Below are 17841 nucleotides of genomic sequence, written 5' to 3' on the forward strand. Positions count from 1 at the left end.
TCGGCTCGTCTGATGGAGAACAAGTATCGAAAATTCTATGTCGAATGGTGGAATATTCGGAAGAGTACCGTCTGGGCTCTTGTTGCCGGGGCGGTTCTCATCGGTTCGCTTGTCGGCGGCGGAATCTGGGCGTCAAGAAATAATTGGTTCGTTGCCGAGCAAGATCTGGCGATTCCAAAAGATGCGGCCCGCATTGTGTCTTTTGAGGGAGAGGTCCGTATCACCCGCGCCGCAACTCGAGAGACGATCCTGGTAACCCGAGAGACGTATGTCGGTGCAGGCGACACGGTGCAGACTCAGGCGGATGGCCGAGCGATCATACAAATGATCGACGGCTCGGTCTATTCGGTGCGGCCAAACAGCACGATAGTGGTCAAGGACACGACGTCCCTTTTTGGCGGGAAAAATGTACGTGTAGCACTGGACGACGGCCAACTGAACGTTCGTACCGATGAGCAGCCACAGGACGCAAGAAACATCGTCGAGGTCGCCGACACAGAAAATCAACTATTGCCAAAGACCGACGCTAGCTTTAATGCAGACCCTCAGGCGAACTCCGGTGAGATTCGGATCAGCCGCGGTGGTGTCGAGACAACTATCGGCGGGGAAAAACAGATAATTGGTGAAAATGAATTCGCATCGATCAAAAGCGGCAAGCTGTCCCAACGCGAAAGGCTTATGGCTCCGCCGAGGCCACTGGCACCAAACAACTCGGCTCAATTGGTAGATCAGGGCGGCGGTATAGGCGTATCGTTTTCATGGGCCGATGCTGAAGGGGCATCAGCGTCAAATTATCACCTGCAGGTCTCGAGGTCTCCTACATTCGCCAGCGATGCACTGTTGGTTGACCGCAATAATATGGCCGCACGGGAATTTCGGCTTGCCAGTGTTCCTCCGGGAACGTATTATTGGCGGGTTCGTGCTACTGCAAGGTCAGGCCAGCTCACCAACTGGAATGAAGCATGGAAATTTATCGTGGTTCGTTCGGTTAGAAGTGTGAGCATAGATGCGTCGGATTGGAAGGTCGAAAGGGTCGGCGGTAATGTATATCTCATCAACGGACGCACCAGCCCGGGTATGTTTGTGAGGTCGCAGGGCCGGGAAACGCTGTCCGGCCCGGACGGAGCGTTCAAGCTTCAGATTTCAACTCCGTCGATCGAGACATCCGTTGAGATAAGCGATGACCGCGGCAATCGCACGGGATTTGTCATTTCGTTGCGGACTGGAACGGTTCTCAGGCGATACTGATATAGCTCGAATAATTCCTATATGGCCGTTATATCTCTTAAATATGGCAGCCAGGAGCTAAGCCTCAAATTTGACCCAGATCTTTTTGACATCATCGAAGCGTCAGAACCGACAACTCCTCTTTCTGATTCTGAGGTCGGACGCAAGTTGGATTCTCCCATTGGCCATAGCAACATCGAGGAATACGTCGAAAAGGGTGGCTCTGTTTTGTTGGTCGTCCCTGATGCTACTCGATCGTCCGCGTCCGGACAGATCGTCAACCTCCTTGTGCGGCGTCTAATTGCATCAGGGATCCAACCCTTTGATATTAGAGCGATCATCGCGACCGGTATTCACAGAAAGACAACGGACGCCGAGAAGGCTGACATCCTCACGCCTTTTATTTACCAACGAATAAAGACTCTGGACCACGAGCCCAAGGACCTCATGGGTCTTATTAGGGTGGGTGAAACTGCGACGGGAGTTCCTGTGGAATTAAATCGAGCGTTGTTCGAGCATGACCACGTTTTCTTGATCGGAAGCGTTTCGTTTCATTACTTTGCCGGGTTTACGGGAGGGCGAAAGCTCATTTGTCCGGGATTGGCGTCGTCTCGCACTATATCCGAGACTCACAAGCTGGCTTTCGATTGCGAAACGCTTTCACGCCGAAAGGGCGTTGGGACAGGGATGCTAAAGGGCAATCCGGTTCATGAGGCATTCCTGCAAGCCGCAGCGTTTGTCCCGCGTCCATTTCTGATCACTACGCTCGTTAATGAGGCCGGAGAATGTGTAGACATTTTTTGTGGCGACCTGTCAGCATCACATGAGGCCGCTTGTACGGCCTACGCCAAGAACCATTCGGTGACCATCAAAGAGAAACGTGATCTGGTGATAGCTTCGTGCGGCGGATCGCCATACGACATAAATCTGATTCAGGCTCACAAGACCCTGGAAAATGCCTCGAAGGCTTGCGTAGATGGGGGAACGATCGTTTTGCTGGCTGAGTGCCAAGAGGGGCTCGGACGAGATGATATGGGGAAGTGGTTTGATGCCGCTGACAGTCGGGATCTTGCTGTGCGGCTCTGCCAAAAATATCAGGTGAATGGCCAAACGGCTTGGAGCATTAGAGAGAAGTCCGAGCGGTTCAATATTTTGATCGTCAGCAATTTTGATGAGGATTCTGTTCGATCATTTGGGTTCGAAAAGATCGAGTTTTCTGCACTTGAACAACTTGTAGGAACCGGTGGTAGGACAGGCTATATTGTTCCACGTGCCGCATCCGTCAACATAAAAGAAAAATCCCGCCCGAACTGATCGGGCGGGATGAAGGCAGATAAGGAAGCGAGCCTTAGAAGCTAAGTTTTCCTGAAAACTGGATCCTTCGAGAGAAGCTGAGAACAGTATTGTTTATCTGTCCGACGCTAGCACTGGTGAACAACATCGCCGCATCCGAAAGTCCGAATGTCGGAGTATTCGTAAGGTTCCTTGCATCAACACGCAGGTCGAACTTCCATCGCTCATTGAAGCTGAACCGCTTCGAGAGCGAAGCGTCCGTATTGAACTGCCGCGGTCCAATGAAGTAGTTCCTGCCGGTATTTCCCATCTGGCCCGGAAGCGGCTGCGAAAGCTGCGCGAGCTGCTTTGCAGTGAACCAAACAGGAATGCCGTTGACCTCGGTCAGGCTGCCGAGATTACGAGGGCAGCCGTTGCAGTTGACAGGTGTTTGTACGACCTGGCTCAGAGTGTTGAGACCCGAGTAGAAGGTGTAAGGCCTTCCGCTGGCCAAGTTGAAAAGACCTGCTACCTGCCATCCACCAATGATCGCATCAAGAGCCCGGCCCATGCCTCGTCCGAATTTGCGCTCACGTCCGATCGGTATCTCGTAAGTGTAGTAAGACTGCCAAACATGCCGTCTGTCGAAATCCGACCAAGCATAATTCAGCGATCGGTTGTTTATATCGTAAGGCGTGTTCGATGCCGACTGTGCACTACCGCGATTTGCCGTTGCGAAAGTCGGGTCAAATGATCGAGTGTCCTTTGATACGGAATACGTGTAGGCCAGCTGATAGCTGAAACCCTGCATCAGCCTGCGTTTGAGAATGATCTCGAGCCCGTTGTATCGCGATGTGTCGTTAGTTTCCAACACATTCAGCGCACCCGTAAATTGCGGGTATGACTGCAGGAAGAAAGCGTTTCCGAATGCCTGTGAGAGCAGCTGAAGCCCCGAAGCTGTGCAGATGCCGTTTGTGACATCAGTTGCGGTACATGTCCTCTGCGAAGCTGCTAATGCAGCGTTGGCTACACTACCGCCCGTCGTTCCTGCGGCAAGCGTTGTAGCAACCGAGGGAATCGCCCTAAAGGTGGTCGTCCCCGCATTGTTTGCGGGATTGCCCGTGAACATCACATTGATCAGGCAAGACGTTGCCGCGGCATTTCCTCGAAGCGTGTTGAAAGCCTCAAGAAAATTCTCCGGGCAGCGTGGGTCGCGGGCGAAAATGTTCACTTGGTTCCGGTCATATGCTCCGAAAAGGTGAACCCCTCGACGACCGATATAATTTACCTCAAGCACATTACCGCCCCAGATCTCTCTCTGTACGCCTGCAAACCACGCATGGCTTTCAGGAAACTTGATGTCAGGGTCGACCGCAGTGATGCGGCCCGTTGAAAATGCCGGCGGCGTTCTCAACTGCTGCGGTGTTGAGATCGGCGGAATTGTCGGGATGCCGTTCCTTATCAGCAGGTTTTGTGAGCCGATTCCTGCTGCGGAATAGCTGAAGGTGTTGCCCGGCGCACTCTGGTAAACGAAGTTAGCAAAAACCTGCGATGGGAAGCGATCTTGCGAAAGCCTATAGTTTGCCCTGATGGAGGTCTTTCCATTGCTGAAAGGATCCCAAGCAAACCCGACCGACGGTGAGAAGTTGTCGTAGTCATTCTTGAACAGCTTGCCTTCTTCCCAACGAAGAGCGCTTGAAGGTGCGGCGCCGACCGCAAACGGCTGCGACGGCGTCAAGATCGGGAGATCTTTTGATCCGGGGCTCAACTTAACTTCCCAACGCACACCAAGGTCAAATGTCAAATTTTGCCTCGGGCGCCATGTGTCTTGGAAGTAGAAATCGTACTCGGGATAGGTCGCATTGAAGATCCACCTTGTCCCGGCCGGTGCGAAAGCATTCGGATTGCCCGGGCTGACCACAAAGCCTTGCGAGAAACTGCCGATGCGGCCGATCAGGTTGTTTATAGTATTCAGAAGGAGCGTGCGGTCGTTAGCATTTATGCTCGAAGCACCCGCAACGGGCACATCCCAAGGCACAAAATCACTTGCCGCGGTCCCAAAACCGATCTGCGGCTCTATCTGTCCGCCGGCGCTCGAACGATCGTCGATCTGATTTCCGAGGCGGAAGTTCAGGCCGAATTTAAGCGTGTGCTTCGATCGGATGAGCGTCATGTTATCGACAAACTGCCACGTTCGCGAACTACGGGCGTTGTACGCAAAGTTCCTGTCAAAATCCGTTACCGTATTGAGCACAAACGGAACTGCGCCGTTCGCTCCCGGATACTCGAACTTGAAGCCGAATCGGTTCATGCCAAAAATGAACTCGTTGACGAAGTTCGAAGTCGGAGCCCATCGATAGTTGATGGCAAGATTCTTGGGGTTTCGAAACGTATCGATCCAGTTCTTTCCGCCCTGAATTCTCTGAAGTCCCGCGTTAGCGATATCTCCAAATGTGTTCTGTTCGCCTTGAGCGTAGCGGATATACATTTGGCTCTTTGAGGACAGTTTGAAATCGAATCTTACGGTGAAGTCGTACTGTTTCTCGGTCTGAGGCGCAACGAATCTAAGCAGAGCGGTATTCAGGCCGTCGCCGCCAGTAAAGTCGTTGGGAGCCTGTTGAGAATTCAAAAGGTTGATAATGAACGGGTCAAGCGTAACCGGCCTGCCTGTAGCGATATCGTAGGTTTGGATACAAGGGTTAGGCACACCCGGACCGCAAGCCGGATAGACCGGAGCGCCGGAAGCAGTGACCGCAGCGCCTGTCGGGAACGTCGCAGATGTGGCCGTACCGAAAGGTGCATTTCGGCCGCCTTGGACGAACCTGAAAAGTCCGGCCCGTGCCTGCGGCGTATAGACCGCCAGCGTCTGAAGCCTTGTTTCGCTGGCCCGCAGCATCTGAAGGTTTACAAAGAAAAACGCCTTGTCACGGAGAAAGCCGAAATCTGTGCCCTCACCAAAGCCGGGATTGAACAACGGGCCGCCGAAGCTGCCGCCATAAATATGTTGGACGAACTGCCGCCGCGCGATGTTCTGCTTGTTGAACTCCCATTCATTAGCAATAAAACGCGGCGTTTGATAATACTCAAAGAGATTGCCGGAGAACTGATTTCCGCCCGATCGGGTCGTGAGACTGACCTGCGCTCCCGAAGAACGTCCGAGTTCAGCGGTGAAGTTGCTGGTCACGATCTGGACCTCGCGAATTGAATCAGGATTGGTACGAAGAGGTGTGAAATTCGATCCACCTGCCGTAGATTCATTGATGTCGATACCATCGAGAGTAAAGTTGAATGCCCGGTCGCGGGAACCATGAACGTGGACGCCGCCACCTGTATTGGCACCCGAAACGACGCCGGGCTGATAGTTCAATAGGTCAAACGGGTTTCGACCTCGAGCTCCGACGATCGGCAGAAGTTCGATCTGACGGGTATCAAGCGTCGATCCTACGTTGCCCGATGTCGCGGTCGTAACTTGTTCCGCTGAGGATTCAACGGAAACAGTGGCAGAAACATCGCCGACCTCGAGAGAAATGTTGATAGTGGACGGAATGTTGACCAGCACCTGATTTCGCGAGGATTCGAATCTCTTAAATCCGTCCTTCTAGACCGAGACTTTGTAGAACCCCGGCTGTATCAGGTCGAAAACGTAAGTCCCGCTTCCACTGGTAGTAGTGGTCAGCCTTAAATTGGTCGCCTCGTTTGTCAGGGTGACTGCTGCTCCTGCAACGGCAGCTCCTGTACTATCAGTAACACTGCCCGTAATACGGGATGTGGTGCCTTGTCCAAAAGCCACAACTGAGGTGAACACTATCAAGGCGAACGCTGCCAATCCTCTATCAAGCAATCTCTTTTTCATTTACCCTCCGAAATGTTGTCTGTGTTTAGTTGGGGAATTCCTGTTGAAACGGGCAATGATACCAAGTTTCAACTTGAATTTTACGGAAGATTAGCACAGAACTTGATGTGAACAAAGTGTAAAATTGCCGGAATTTCTTTGAGAGCAAATTGGGCTAATTTCCAACGCGTCGATTCGATCGGATAACCGCTTTCGAGAAAGCGAAAGGGAGGCGAAATGCCTCCCTTTCTAATGAACAATATTCTGGTTACTGGTTTATTTTGGCCCAAAACTTCGAGCAATCGAATCAAGCTGATTTCGAAGTGACCTCACGATATCCTTTTGACCGGTGAAACGGAGAGTGTATACGACATTGTCGCCGCTTCTTAGAAAATAGAATCTCCCCGCCATACTGCGGCCTGATGCCAAATATTCAAAATTGAAGACTGACCCCCTAAGACGCCCGGCGAAATTCTCCTCTCTTCCTGCGACGAAACCCGGCCGTATCTGAAGCCGCTGTTCTTCATCCTCCATCAAGTCGGCGAGCATCGCCTCTTTTGTTACCGTTAGACGCCGAACTTGCAAATGGCAGTCCAGACGGTCTTCGTGAACGAATTCGACGTTGGGATTGGCGGCTGTGGGACGGAGCGTGAGTTTCCATTTTGGGTCGGGCAGCGAAAACGTGTATTCGACGCTGGGGTCGCTGAACGCGGTCTCTTGCGCATTAGCCCAATTCACCGCACAAAGCAGGAAAGCCGCAGACAAAATAATTGTTGATACACGCATAGTTTTCGATGCTTTTACTCAGATCCGACCAAATCCGAATTTTAGATGAATTTTGGTCAGACTTCGAGTCTTTGATGCTCATGTCGACGGAGTTGTTGCCATAATTTGAGGTCCGAGGACGCGTTGCAAAGAATATAGGCTTGGGCGGATCACAGGACTGTCACATCTTGCCGATTGCAAATATCCTTACTGCGAAAAGTCCGGCAAAGAACCCGCCGATGTGGGCCGCATAGGCGACACCGCCGACCCCGGACGGTGCTAAATATCCAACGACCAATTGGTAAGCGATCCAAAGCCCCAGTGCGACAAACGCCGGAACAGTTGTAACCATGTTTAGTATGATCGCCCTGACCGGATTTCGCGGGAACATCAGCAGATATCCGCCGAGCACGCCCGAGATGGCGCCCGATGCTCCAAGCATAGGTATCACAGACCAAGGCTCGATAGCGATCTGAGCGATCGCCGCGGCAAAACCGCAGAAAAGATAGAAAACCGCAAAGCGAAAATGCCCCAGCAAGTTCTCCAAATTATCCCCAAATACCCAGAGGAACATCATGTTTCCGGCGATATGCATGATACTGCCGTGCATGAACATCGAGCTCAGAAAGTTGAAATAGACCGGCAGCGGCGTTTCATAGTGAGTGATCTCACCAAGGATCTTGCCGAACTCGTCCTTAATGGTGACGGCTCCGTTTATGTCCGTTCCTGAAAGTATCTCCTTGGGAACAAGCGAGAACGCGTATGTGAATGCATCGTTGCCGCCGATCTGCTGAAGCAGAAGAAAGACCACCAGATTTATCCCGATGAACACATAGTTAACGTAGGGCGTCCGATGGTTGCCGGTATTGTCATCGCCGATGGGGAACATTTGTTAGCCTCTGAACGTGCATTTGGAACAGATTTGATGCATGGCAATGCATTTCGTGCGGGTCAATTCTGTCCAGCGGTTCAATCATTATTCTATCTGATGCGGCACTAGCCGCCAACATCTGCTGAAGGCCCGAGTAGCTGATGTCCTTCGCTTCGTGCGACGAATGTCGCGGCTGTTATATCGCCGACCACGTTCAACGTCGTCCTGCACATATCCAAAAGCCGATCAACGCCGAGGATTATGGCGATAAGAGCAGGATCGATGCCGATCATGAATAGGATCCCTATTATGAATGGAATAGAGCCGGAAGGAACACCGGCAGTCCCAATGCCGCCTAGGATCGCAAGGTAAACGACCATCAACTGCAGCGATATTGTAAGGTCGACTCCGGCGAGTTGAGCAAGAAAGAGTACTGTTACGCCTTCATAAAGTGCGGTTCCGTTCTGGTTTGCTGTCGCCCCTACCGTAAGCACAAAGCTGTTTATTTCCTTGGGTACATGCAGGTTTTCATGGGTGACGCGAAGCGCGGTCGGCAAGGTAGCATTTGATGAAGACGTCGAAAATGCGGTCAGGATCACTGTTTGTATTCGCTTGAAAAATTCGAGAGGGCTTATTCTCGACAAGAACCAAACAGAGATCGAGTAAACACCGAAGAAGTGGATCGACAGGCCCAAAAGTACTGTCGCGACAAACCATCCGAGCGATAACAGGAGGTCTGTTCCGAACTGTGAGATATTGTTGAACAGCAGGCAGGCTACGGCATACGGCGCAAATTTCATTACGATGTCGATTATCTTCGCCGATATCGCAAACAATGACTCCATGACGCCCACGAAAGGGGAAGAGACCGCAGTTGGAAGCAATGTAATGGAAATGCCGATCAGTAGGGCGAAGAACATGATGTGCAGCATGTTGGGGCTAGCACCGGAGATCGAATTGAAAATATTGCTTGGAACTATCGTTTTGACCACCTGCATCAACGCAGTATCCGCTTTGGACGCCTCGGCAGCTTTACGCTGGGCCTCAGTTGCGGCTGATGCACCGCTGCTAAATTCCGCTTTTAATTCAGCAGCAGTTTCGGGGCTGATCCTCTCGCCCGGCCTGATAGTATTTGCTAATGTCAGTCCTATCACGACGGATATTGCAGAGATCACCAGTGTATACGCAAATGATTTCGCGCCGATCCGCCCTAATTTTCTGATGTCGCCGATCCCGGATACACCAACGATCAGCGATGAAAATACCAGCGGGATCACGATCATCAGCAGCAGATTCAAAAAAAGCTGGCCGATCGGCCGCGTGAAATTCTCTACTGCCCACTCGACCCAAGGGTCTTTGCCGCCGAGTGTCCAATTTACCGCCAGTCCGCCAACTACGCCCACCGCTAAGCCGATAAAGATCTTTGTATGGAGAGGTATCCCTGAGGGACTGTCGGGCGTGTCGTCATCTAGGTCGGTCGTAAGTTCGTATTCGTATTCGTTAGGGTTGTTTGGCATTGGTCACCGGGGACCGGGCAAAATTATTCGATCATAGACTATATGATCACGTCGCTGTTCGTTCTTACTGCAGCCTGTTGCCGCGAAAAAGGCCGCACGAGATTATCAACAAAAGTTGCCTCTACGGCAAGCCAAAACTTGCCGGTCAACAATAAGAAAGCCTTCCGGTATGCTTACATGAAAAGCTTCACAAAGGTCGCTTCCGAAAAAATCGGAGTTTGATTTAGCTCGAAAAAAAGGCGAAACTTCCGAGCATGGGAAAACTAGCTCTTCATTGGCGCATACTGCTGGGAATGGCCGCGGGCGTTATTTTCGCCGCGATATTGATCCAATTCAGTTGGGGCAAAGGCTTTATTGTCGATTGGATAAAGCCCTTTGGGACAATATTTATCAACGTCCTGAAACTGATAGCGATACCGCTGATCCTCGCATCGCTTGTCAAAGGCATCTCTGATCTTAACAACATTACGCAGCTTTCCAAGATCGGATTCCGGACTCTTGGTTTCTACATAATGACCACCGTGCTCGCGGTCAGTCTGGGGCTGGTTATCGTGAATCTCATAAAGCCGGGCAGTGCCGTCACTGAAGACACTCGTGCCCAACTGATGGCGAGTTACGAAAAGCAGGCCGGCGACCGGATCACGGCGGCCGAAAAACAGAAGCAGGCAGGCCCGCTAAAGCCGCTCGAGGATCTCGTTCCTGAGAACATAGTCGCCGCTGCCAGCTCTAACGGCAACATGCTGCAGGTCATTGTATTTGCCATATTTTTCGGCATCGGGCTGATTCTGATCCCCAAAGAGAGCGCCGCACCGGTAAAGGGGTTTTTCTCCGGGCTGAACGACGTCGTACTCAAGATGATCGACCTGATAATGCTGGCGGCTCCGTTTGGTGTTTTCGCCCTTTTGGCTGCCATCGTTGCTGAGGCTCCGGGCACTGATCTGTTTATAGCTTTGCTTTGGTATGCCGTCTCCGTTGTCTTGGGGTTGGCGTTGCTCTATTGCATGTATTTGACCCTCGTTTGGGTGTTCACAAAGCGTTCCCCGTCATTCTTTTTGAAAGGGATCATTCCTGCGCAACTCCTTGCATTTTCAACAAGTTCCAGTGCCGCGACATTACCGGTGACCATGGAGCGGGTAACCGAGCACCTTGGTGTGGACGAGGAGGTCGCGAGCTTTGTACTGCCGATCGGAGCGACCGTAAATATGGACGGCACAAGCCTTTATCAGGCTGTCGCGGCCGTGTTTATCGCACAGACGTTCGGGATGGATCTGAGTCTTGGCGTGCAGCTCGGCATCATCTTGACCGCGACGCTAGCATCTATTGGATCTGCGGCAGTTCCCGGAGCAGGCATGGTGATGCTGGTGATCGTTCTCGCCCAGGCGGGCATTCCTGAGGTCGGCCTAGCCCTCATCTTTGCCATCGACCGGCCGCTAGATATGTGCCGAACTACGATAAACGTCACCGGCGATGCTACCGTTTCGATGATCGTTGCAAATTCGATCGGCAAGCTCGGTGATCCAAAGCCGGTCGAATGGGATGAACGGCTGGATGAGGTGATCTAGTTCAGCCCGCGTTTTCACCCGAAACATAAAGGTGTGTTTCGAAAACGGACGACTAGTTACGGGATCATCAAATCAGCCCACACATCCGACGATGCTTGACAGCGTAACCTAGATATACGAAAGTTTGCCGGTATGAAATGGAACCTGAAGGCAGCATTGTTTGTAATGGCTGCGGTTATAGCGTCGGGGTATTTTGGCGGTGGCGTGAATGCTCAGTCCGTGAACAAGACAATTGTTCTGGTGCGGCACAGTGAAAAGGACACGTCGCCCGAGGCGGATAAACGAGATCCAGACCTTTCGGCGGAAGGCCGGCAGAGGGCATTGCGTTTAAAGGAGATAGCGAAACGTTATAAGCCGCATGAGATATTCTCGACGGATTTCAAGCGGACGCGGCAGACCGCCGAGCCGATAGCCTCCCAGCGAAAAAAGGAGATCCAGTTATACACCGTCGCCGAACAGGCAGATTTGGTCAAGAAGATCATGGCGAGCGATACCGATCACAATCTGGTCGTCGGCCACAGCAATACGATCCCGAATCTTGCAAACCTGTTCGCGGGGAAGCTGATCTTTCGCGAGTTGCTTGAGAGCGAATACGGCGTGTTTTGGGTGCTGCATTTCAAGAAAGGGGCTTTGCAACGGATCGAAGTGATCCCATATTGAAAACTGCGGTATCATTGAAAAATGAAACTATTTATCATCGTTGCTGCGATCGCGGTTCTTACGGTCTCGGCGGAAGCTCAAAAAGCGAAACAACCCTCACCTACCGATCAGTTCTGGGCTGAACTCAAGAAGCTTTGCGGCAAGGCTTTTGAGGGCGCAATTGCGGAAGACACCGCGAACAACCCTGATTTCGCGGGCAAGCGGCTCGTTATGCACGTTCGTTCGTGTGAAAAGAACCGCATTCGGATACCATTCTTTGTGGGAGATGACAGGTCACGGACCTGGGTTCTGACCAAGAAGGGTGATCGAATTCAACTCAAACACGATCACCGGCACGAAGACGGCAAGCCCGACGCCGTGACGATGTACGGCGGCTGGTCATCGAACGAAGGCGAGGCGATCAGACAATTTTTCCCGGCGGATCAGCATACGACGACCGTGGTCGAAAAACCCAAAGACGACGCACCTTCGGCAGCGGCGAATATCTGGTGGATCGAACTCGTTTCGGGCAAACACTATTCCTATAATCTCCGACGCCTCGGCCGCGGCAGATTGTTCTCAGTGAAATTCGACATTACGAAAGAAGTACCCGCGCCGCCGGCACCGTGGGGCTGGAAGGATTAGCCTTTTAGTGCGGTGAGCATCGTCGCGGGGTCGTTGGTGATCAACGCGGAGATGCCCAGTTTGCGTGCCTTGTCGATCCAGTTTTTCTTTTCGACGGTCCAAACGGTGATCGGCAGGCCAACGTCATTCAGAATGCGGCAGAGTTTCGGCGTCGCGAGCGAGTGATGCAGCGAGACCTCGTTCGCGCAGAACTCGAGAGCGAGGAAGGGAATCGAGCTCTTGCGGCGTAGAAGCGTTTCAATGCTGACGTCGAAAAGTGCGGCGACATTAACGTCAGGCAGCAGCGAACGCACTACCGGCAGCGAGCCCAGATTAAAGCTCTTTACGACAAAACGTTCCTGCTCTTTTTGGGTTTCTAAAGTCGCGCAAACAGCGGTTGGCAATGCCACGATATCAGCGGGCGTGCATTTCATCTCGACATTAATTCGGCCTTCGAAGCCGCTTAGAAGATCGAGGACATTCTGCAGCGAGGGAATACATTCTTTGCTGAATTGCTCATTCGCCTTTTTCGGAAATTTCTTGTTGAACCAAGAACCCACGTCTATTTGAGCAAGCTCGGCTGCTGTCAGATCCGAGACGCGTTTTTCAATTCCCACTGTACGTCTTAATGTTTCGTCGTGAATTACTACGGGCACACCGTCCTTTGACAGCCGAACGTCGAACTCGACGCCTTCGGCCCGCGCGTCAAGAGCCAACTTTATCGCTGCGAGCGTGTTCTCCGGCGCGTGCGAACTGTCGCCGCGGTGCGCGATTATGCGGGGCAAGGCGTTCATTTCTTTTCAAGCAGGAAGATGGTCTTTGACCACGAAATGGGTTCGGTGATCGGGAATTCATAATTGCCCGCGATATTGAAATATTCAGATGCCGTTTCACGAACCTTCGAAAGCGGATGCGTTTTGAACTTGTATAGCAATTCGAGAACTGAGCCGACGATAGACGGTTTGACCGGCAGAAAAACAAGCGGAGCCCCTTTTTTCAGCACACGTGCGGCTTCGCGGAGACCGTCGTCCAGCGGCGTATATTCCAGCACTCCGCATATCAGCAGCAGGTCAAATGTTTCGTCTGCGAACGGCATTGCGAGTACGTTCGCCTGAACGCAATCCGTCCGGACAACGTTCTTTTTGCGTTTGCGCGTTTCGCTGCGGAGAACCTCCAGGGACTTGTGCGAGATATCGAGAGCGACGACGTTTTTCGGCCTAAAACCCGCATCCTGGAATGCGTGCGTTACTATGCCGGTGCCGCTGCCTGCGTCGAGAACGAGCGAATCAGAATTGATGTTCAGGTCAAGCGAGCGTAGGTATTTAGCTACGGAATCGCGATAGCCGTTCAGCTTCATCGCCAGATTTTGGACATCGGCGATGCGGTCGTAGAGTCCTTGGGTTTTCGTTTTGGTCTCGCGTCCGTTCCTCGGCATCTTTGCTATTCCGCGATCAGTTTTTCGACCGCCGCCTGCATCTGGCTCATTCGTAAAGGGCTCGTGCCGGTTTCAATGTAGCGTATCTTGCCTTTTCTGTCGACCAAAACGGCGTGCGGCAGTGCCGTCGCACCGTACATTGCATGTGCCGAAATGTCGCGCATCACCACAAAGTCATAGGGCAGGCGTTCTTTTTCGCGAAAATTCTTCAGGAATGCGAGTTGTTCGGCCGGATCCGGGGGCAATCCATAAGATTCACCGTATATGCGTGTGATGCCCAAGATGACGAGGCCCTTGTCGCTGAGCGTGTTGTGCCAATCGATGAGTTTTGGGAATGCGTCAAAACAAGGGCCGCACCATGTCGCCCAAAAATCCAGCAGAACGACCTTGCCTTTCATGCTTGCGAGAGTTCGTGCATCGCCCGGAAACCAGACGGAATTTGCTGAAAGTTCCATCGCGTCCTCGCCGAGCAGACGGTAATTCTTCTCGCGGCGGTTTAAGCGGTTGGTGATATCAAGGGCGAGCTGACGCTGCGGAACCTCTTTGGCGATGTTGTCGATTGCAGTGCGGAAAAACGCAAGAGCAGCCGGTTTGCGGCCCGTCTCGATCATGTATTTTACCTTTTCATCGACGGCAAAATAGTAGATGCTGACGGACTGTGCGGCCGCGGCGGTCTTTCGCATCTCGTCGAGCGATGTGTCCGCTTCTGCTGTCATTCCGCGGTCGCGGTATGATTCGAAAACGAGCATTCCGGCATCGAGTATTTCGTCGAGTCCGCGTGCCCGTGACTGTGCGGACGGCAGCAGCGACTTGGCGCTTTCATACGCGGCAAGAGCGTGCGGCGTCATTCGGGCGAAATCCTTCTGCATCTGATACACTTTCGCCATCTCGCCTCGCATGCGCGAAAGCTCGTTCAATTTTTGCGGCTCTGCTTTTAGGTAATCTGCAAGCACCGTTTCGGCATCAGCGGTCTTTTTCTGCTTGGCAAGCGATACGACGAGGATCGAACGAGCGGTCTGCCGCTTCCCGGGGTCTGCGTCTTCGCCCGTCAGGAACTGCGAAAATGCGGCCACGGAGCCATCAAGATTTTCGGCGATCCAATGCAGCATGCCGATGTAATAGCGATCCTCGCCTTTGAGGTCGTCACGCGTGCCGGATTCGGCCGCGTAGCGAGCCGCGAGCTGACGCTGTTCCAGTCGCGTGCGTTCGAGTAGGCGGTCGGAAAAAGGGACCTTCTTTTCTTCAAATTCCGCTATCTTGTTCTTGGTGTATGAGTTAGCTTCCTCGAAAAGCGTCTTGACCGCCGGTTTTTCTTCAGCATCGCCATTGGGCGAGGGTGTGTTTGCAGGTCGGCCAGACTGGCCGTAGGCTGCGAAAGCAAACACCGTCAGAAGCAGAATTGTGAGAAATTTGTGCATCAGAACGCTCTCGTTGTCGACACCTGCTGGGAGAACCGCAATCTTTCCGTGCCAAAGATCGTCATCCACGGCGATGCTTCTTCGTTCAGGATCTGGCCGGCTGCGATCTCAGCGGTTATAGGAGCCAACAATATGCCGTTTCGGTAATGTGCGGTGGCGACGGTCATATCGTCCACACCGGGGATCGTCCCGATCACAGGCATTCCATCGGCCGCCATTGGCCGCAAACCTGCCCACTTGTTATTCACATTCAACCCGGCGATGCTCGGCGAAAGCTCGACTGCCATGCTAAGTACAGCGGCTTCGCCCTGCGGCGTATTCGAACTGTCAAAACCGACGTCCTCAGTCGTAGAGCCGGCGATCAGACGGCCGTCGGCACGCGGAACGAGATAGCCTTCGGGGCCGATCAGGACATGGCGGAAAAGGCGTTTCGCAGTGTGAAATTCCAGCATCTGACCGCGGATCGGCTTCACGTTGAGCGGCATTGGCTCATCGCCAAGTTTGATGAGCGACGTCCAGGCTCCCGTTGCTAGGACGATGTGATCGGCATGTATCTCGCCCGTCTGGGTCTGTACACCAACTGCACGGCCATTCTCCACAATTATTGATCCCGCTTCAGTGTTCTCGAGAATATCGATGTCGCTTGTTTCTGCGAATCGGCGAAGAGCAGCGAGCAACTTACGGTTGTCCACTTGCCAATCGTCGGGAAAGAATAGCCCTGCGGCGACGTTCGGCGAGATAAAAGGCTCCGCTTTTCTAATTTCCGTAGCGGTCAATTGCTCAACAGCAAGTCCGGCCCGTCGCTGCCATTCGGCCCGCTCTTGCAGTTTGGCGGCTTCTATTTCGTTGAATACAAGTTTCAGCGTGCCGGTGCGGTCGAGCTCCGCGTCGATGTCGGTCGCGGCAGTCAGGTTTTCGATGAATTCGGGATAAAGCGAAAGCGATGCTCGGCATAGATCGAGGAAATTACCCGGCGAATCTGTTTCTGCCTGTACGCCGAGCATGCCGCCCGCCGCCCACGACGCTTCGCTGCCGAAAGTACCGCGTTCGACAATGGCGATACGCCGCGTACCTGCCAGCCGCAGTTTATAGGCGATGCAGAGGCCTATCACGCCGCCGCCGATTATCAGAATTTCAGTTCGCATACTCCGTTCAGGTTGTTATGCCCGCGACCGGCGTTGTAAATTCAATTATAGGATAACCTTATGAAACACACCATAACCCTGATTCCCGGCGACGGCATTGGACCGGAGATAGTGGCGGCGACGGTCCGCGTTGTTGAGGCAACCGGCGTCGACATCGAATGGGAGACGCAAATACTGGGAGCACAGGCATTTGAGCAGGCCGGGACGACACTGCCTGAAGTGACGATAGAATCGATCCGCAAGAACAAGGTCGCGCTGAAAGGACCGCAAATGACGCCCGTCGGCAAAGGTTTCACGTCGGTGAACGTGGGACTCAGAAAAGCTCTCGACCTTTATGCGAACGTCCGCCCCATCAAGGCGATGCCAAATGTGAAATGCCGGTATCCTGAGCTCGACCTCGTGATCGTCCGCGAGAATACCGAAGACCTTTACGCCGGTTTAGAGCATGTGGTCGTGCCCGGCGTGGTCGAATCGCTAAAGATCATTACGGAAAAAGCATCGACGCGTATCGCGAAATATGCGTTTGAATACGCTCGCGACAACGGCCGCAAAAAAGTGACGGCCGTTCATAAAGCCAACATAATGAAACTCTCGGACGGGCTTTTTCTCGATTGTTTTTATAATGTCGCGAAGGATTTTTCCGAGATCGAGGCCGACGACAAGATCATCGACAATTGCTGTATGCAGCTAGTAATGCGGCCTGAACAGTTTGACGTGCTGGTGCTGGAAAATCTCTACGGCGATATCGTTTCGGATCTTTGCGCGGGGCTGATCGGCGGGCTCGGACTCGCTCCCGGAGCGAACATCGGTGAACTTGGCGCGGTGTTTGAAGCGGTTCACGGTTCGGCGCCAGACATTGCCGGGCAGGGAATCGCGAATCCGACAGCACTAATATTGTCGGCGATACAAATGCTGCTGCACATCGGCGAACGTGATGCTGCCGAACGGCTCGACCGTGCGTTGCTGGCGGTATTTGCGGACGGCGAACACATCACGCGAGACCTGGGTGGAACGGCGAAAACCAACGAATTCGCACGAGCGATCGAGGAAAAGATCGTCGCCGAACGTTCGGCCGCAGCGTGAATCGACTGCAACTCGCGGTGTGCTTTTCCGTTCTAATTACGGAGGAAGCGTGATGAGAATTCTCGCATTAACAATATTGCTTTTGGCAGCGGCGGTCATCGTGCCGGCGCAGCTGATGTCTGAACACAACATCGCAGCAGGGACGTCGGCTTACGTAAAAGGTGCTAGGCTGACGATAAAGTTCGTCGAGGTCGTTGAAGATTCCCGTTGCCCGCGTGATGTGAATTGCATCTGGGAAGGCAACGCGAAGGTCAAGCTCCTTGTTTCCAAAGGCAGGAAACGATCACAAGAGGTCGAGCTGAACAGCGGCGTCGAGCCGACGACCGTTTCCGTTTTCGGCTATGATCTGAGCCTCAAAGACCTGACGCCGTATCCCGACACGTCAAATCCAAGTAGCGATATGCCTAAAGCACTTATCTCGGTCAAGGCGGCCAAGAAGTAACTTTTTCAG

General features: G+C 52.9%; 16 protein-coding genes. 7 read left to right on the forward strand and 9 right to left on the reverse strand.

Features of this window, described 5'->3' with window-relative positions:
- Nucleotides 1-12: 12 nt before the first annotated feature.
- Nucleotides 13-1248: a FecR domain-containing protein gene (locus IPM50_12170; GenBank protein QQS32405.1), complete on the forward strand. Its 1236-nt coding sequence runs from the start codon at nt 13-15 to the stop codon at nt 1246-1248.
- A 21-nt stretch (nt 1249-1269) separates the two neighbouring features.
- The gene (gene larA / locus IPM50_12175; protein ID QQS32406.1) at nt 1270-2541 is read left to right on the forward strand and encodes a nickel-dependent lactate racemase; all 1272 of its coding nucleotides are present in this window, start codon (nt 1270-1272) and stop codon (nt 2539-2541) included.
- 34 nt (nt 2542-2575) lie between these two features.
- Here the strand turns inward: larA and IPM50_12180 are convergent, their stop codons facing one another.
- The 5 genes from IPM50_12180 to IPM50_12200 form a co-directional block, all read right to left on the reverse strand.
- Nucleotides 2576-6058, reverse strand: coding sequence for a TonB-dependent receptor (locus tag IPM50_12180; GenBank protein ID QQS32407.1), 3483 nt, complete (start codon nt 6056-6058; stop codon nt 2576-2578).
- 39 nt (nt 6059-6097) lie between these two features.
- A complete protein-coding gene (locus tag IPM50_12185) occupies nt 6098-6304 on the reverse strand; it encodes a carboxypeptidase regulatory-like domain-containing protein (protein QQS32408.1) in 207 nt (68 codons plus the stop codon).
- Between the two features lie 303 nt (nt 6305-6607).
- The gene (locus IPM50_12190; GenBank protein ID QQS32409.1) at nt 6608-7117 is read right to left on the reverse strand and encodes a hypothetical protein; all 510 of its coding nucleotides are present in this window, start codon (nt 7115-7117) and stop codon (nt 6608-6610) included.
- Between the two features lie 160 nt (nt 7118-7277).
- The gene (locus tag IPM50_12195; GenBank protein QQS32410.1) at nt 7278-7985 is read right to left on the reverse strand and encodes a rhomboid family intramembrane serine protease; all 708 of its coding nucleotides are present in this window, start codon (nt 7983-7985) and stop codon (nt 7278-7280) included.
- 107 nt (nt 7986-8092) lie between these two features.
- Complete coding sequence (locus IPM50_12200; GenBank protein ID QQS32411.1) at nt 8093-9484, reverse strand: dicarboxylate/amino acid:cation symporter; 1392 nt, start codon at nt 9482-9484, stop codon at nt 8093-8095.
- 254 nt (nt 9485-9738) lie between these two features.
- On the opposite strand from IPM50_12200, the gene IPM50_12205 reads away from it, so the two are divergent.
- The 3 genes from IPM50_12205 (at nt 9739) to IPM50_12215 (ending at nt 12330) form a co-directional block, all read left to right on the forward strand.
- A complete protein-coding gene (locus IPM50_12205) occupies nt 9739-11046 on the forward strand; it encodes a dicarboxylate/amino acid:cation symporter (protein ID QQS32412.1) in 1308 nt (435 codons plus the stop codon).
- A gap of 132 nt (nt 11047-11178) precedes the next feature.
- Nucleotides 11179-11706 carry a histidine phosphatase family protein gene (locus tag IPM50_12210; GenBank protein QQS32413.1) on the forward strand — a complete coding sequence of 176 codons (528 nt, stop codon included), beginning with the start codon at nt 11179-11181 and terminating at the stop codon, nt 11704-11706.
- 21 nt (nt 11707-11727) lie between these two features.
- Entirely contained in the window at nt 11728-12330 is a 603-nt protein-coding gene (locus IPM50_12215; GenBank protein ID QQS32414.1) for a hypothetical protein, read from the forward strand.
- Here IPM50_12215 and IPM50_12220 read toward each other — a convergent pair.
- Genes IPM50_12220 through thiO form a run of 4 tightly spaced genes read right to left on the reverse strand, consistent with a single transcriptional unit; the run spans nt 12327 to nt 16307 of the window.
- Nucleotides 12327-13103 carry a hypothetical protein gene (locus tag IPM50_12220; protein QQS32415.1) on the reverse strand — a complete coding sequence of 259 codons (777 nt, stop codon included), beginning with the start codon at nt 13101-13103 and terminating at the stop codon, nt 12327-12329. The genes IPM50_12215 and IPM50_12220 overlap by 4 nt on opposite strands.
- The gene (locus IPM50_12225; protein QQS32416.1) at nt 13100-13744 is read right to left on the reverse strand and encodes a class I SAM-dependent methyltransferase; all 645 of its coding nucleotides are present in this window, start codon (nt 13742-13744) and stop codon (nt 13100-13102) included. The genes IPM50_12220 and IPM50_12225 overlap by 4 nt, the downstream gene beginning before the upstream one ends.
- A 5-nt stretch (nt 13745-13749) precedes the next feature.
- Nucleotides 13750-15162 (reverse strand): TlpA family protein disulfide reductase, encoded by a 1413-nt coding sequence (locus IPM50_12230; GenBank protein QQS32417.1) that lies wholly within the window; start codon nt 15160-15162, stop codon nt 13750-13752.
- Nucleotides 15162-16307: a glycine oxidase ThiO gene (gene thiO / locus IPM50_12235; protein QQS32418.1), complete on the reverse strand. Its 1146-nt coding sequence runs from the start codon at nt 16305-16307 to the stop codon at nt 15162-15164. The genes IPM50_12230 and thiO overlap by 1 nt, the downstream gene beginning before the upstream one ends.
- Before the next feature lie 60 nt (nt 16308-16367).
- Between thiO and IPM50_12240 the strand changes: the two genes are divergently transcribed.
- Together IPM50_12240 and IPM50_12245 are read left to right on the forward strand one after the other, a co-directional pair.
- Nucleotides 16368-17390 carry an isocitrate dehydrogenase (NAD(+)) gene (locus tag IPM50_12240; protein ID QQS32419.1) on the forward strand — a complete coding sequence of 341 codons (1023 nt, stop codon included), beginning with the start codon at nt 16368-16370 and terminating at the stop codon, nt 17388-17390.
- 52 nt (nt 17391-17442) lie between these two features.
- Complete coding sequence (locus tag IPM50_12245) at nt 17443-17832, forward strand: hypothetical protein (protein ID QQS32420.1); 390 nt, start codon at nt 17443-17445, stop codon at nt 17830-17832.
- The last annotated feature ends 9 nt before the right edge of the window (nt 17833-17841 follow it).

This window comes from Acidobacteriota bacterium (assembly GCA_016700075.1).
In the GTDB taxonomy this organism is placed as follows: Bacteria; Acidobacteriota; Blastocatellia; order Pyrinomonadales; family Pyrinomonadaceae; genus OLB17.

Excerpts from the sequence above, each read along its gene's own strand:
- thiO (QQS32418.1), bottom strand. The coding sequence starts at position 16,307 with ATGCGAACTGAAATTCTGATAATCGGCGGCGGCGTGATAGGCCTCTGC.
- larA (QQS32406.1), top strand. The coding sequence starts at position 1,270 with ATGGCCGTTATATCTCTTAAATATGGCAGCCAGGAGCTAAGCCTCAAA.
- IPM50_12225 (QQS32416.1), bottom strand. The coding sequence starts at position 13,744 with ATGCCGAGGAACGGACGCGAGACCAAAACGAAAACCCAAGGACTCTAC.
- IPM50_12205 (QQS32412.1), top strand. The coding sequence starts at position 9,739 with ATGGGAAAACTAGCTCTTCATTGGCGCATACTGCTGGGAATGGCCGCG.
- IPM50_12190 (QQS32409.1), bottom strand. The coding sequence starts at position 7,117 with ATGCGTGTATCAACAATTATTTTGTCTGCGGCTTTCCTGCTTTGTGCG.
- IPM50_12170 (QQS32405.1), top strand. The coding sequence starts at position 13 with ATGGAGAACAAGTATCGAAAATTCTATGTCGAATGGTGGAATATTCGG.
- IPM50_12200 (QQS32411.1), bottom strand. The coding sequence starts at position 9,484 with ATGCCAAACAACCCTAACGAATACGAATACGAACTTACGACCGACCTA.
- IPM50_12215 (QQS32414.1), top strand. The coding sequence starts at position 11,728 with ATGAAACTATTTATCATCGTTGCTGCGATCGCGGTTCTTACGGTCTCG.
- IPM50_12245 (QQS32420.1), top strand. The coding sequence starts at position 17,443 with ATGAGAATTCTCGCATTAACAATATTGCTTTTGGCAGCGGCGGTCATC.
- IPM50_12210 (QQS32413.1), top strand. The coding sequence starts at position 11,179 with ATGAAATGGAACCTGAAGGCAGCATTGTTTGTAATGGCTGCGGTTATA.
- IPM50_12220 (QQS32415.1), bottom strand. The coding sequence starts at position 13,103 with ATGAACGCCTTGCCCCGCATAATCGCGCACCGCGGCGACAGTTCGCAC.
- IPM50_12230 (QQS32417.1), bottom strand. The coding sequence starts at position 15,162 with ATGCACAAATTTCTCACAATTCTGCTTCTGACGGTGTTTGCTTTCGCA.
- IPM50_12195 (QQS32410.1), bottom strand. The coding sequence starts at position 7,985 with ATGTTCCCCATCGGCGATGACAATACCGGCAACCATCGGACGCCCTAC.
- IPM50_12240 (QQS32419.1), top strand. The coding sequence starts at position 16,368 with ATGAAACACACCATAACCCTGATTCCCGGCGACGGCATTGGACCGGAG.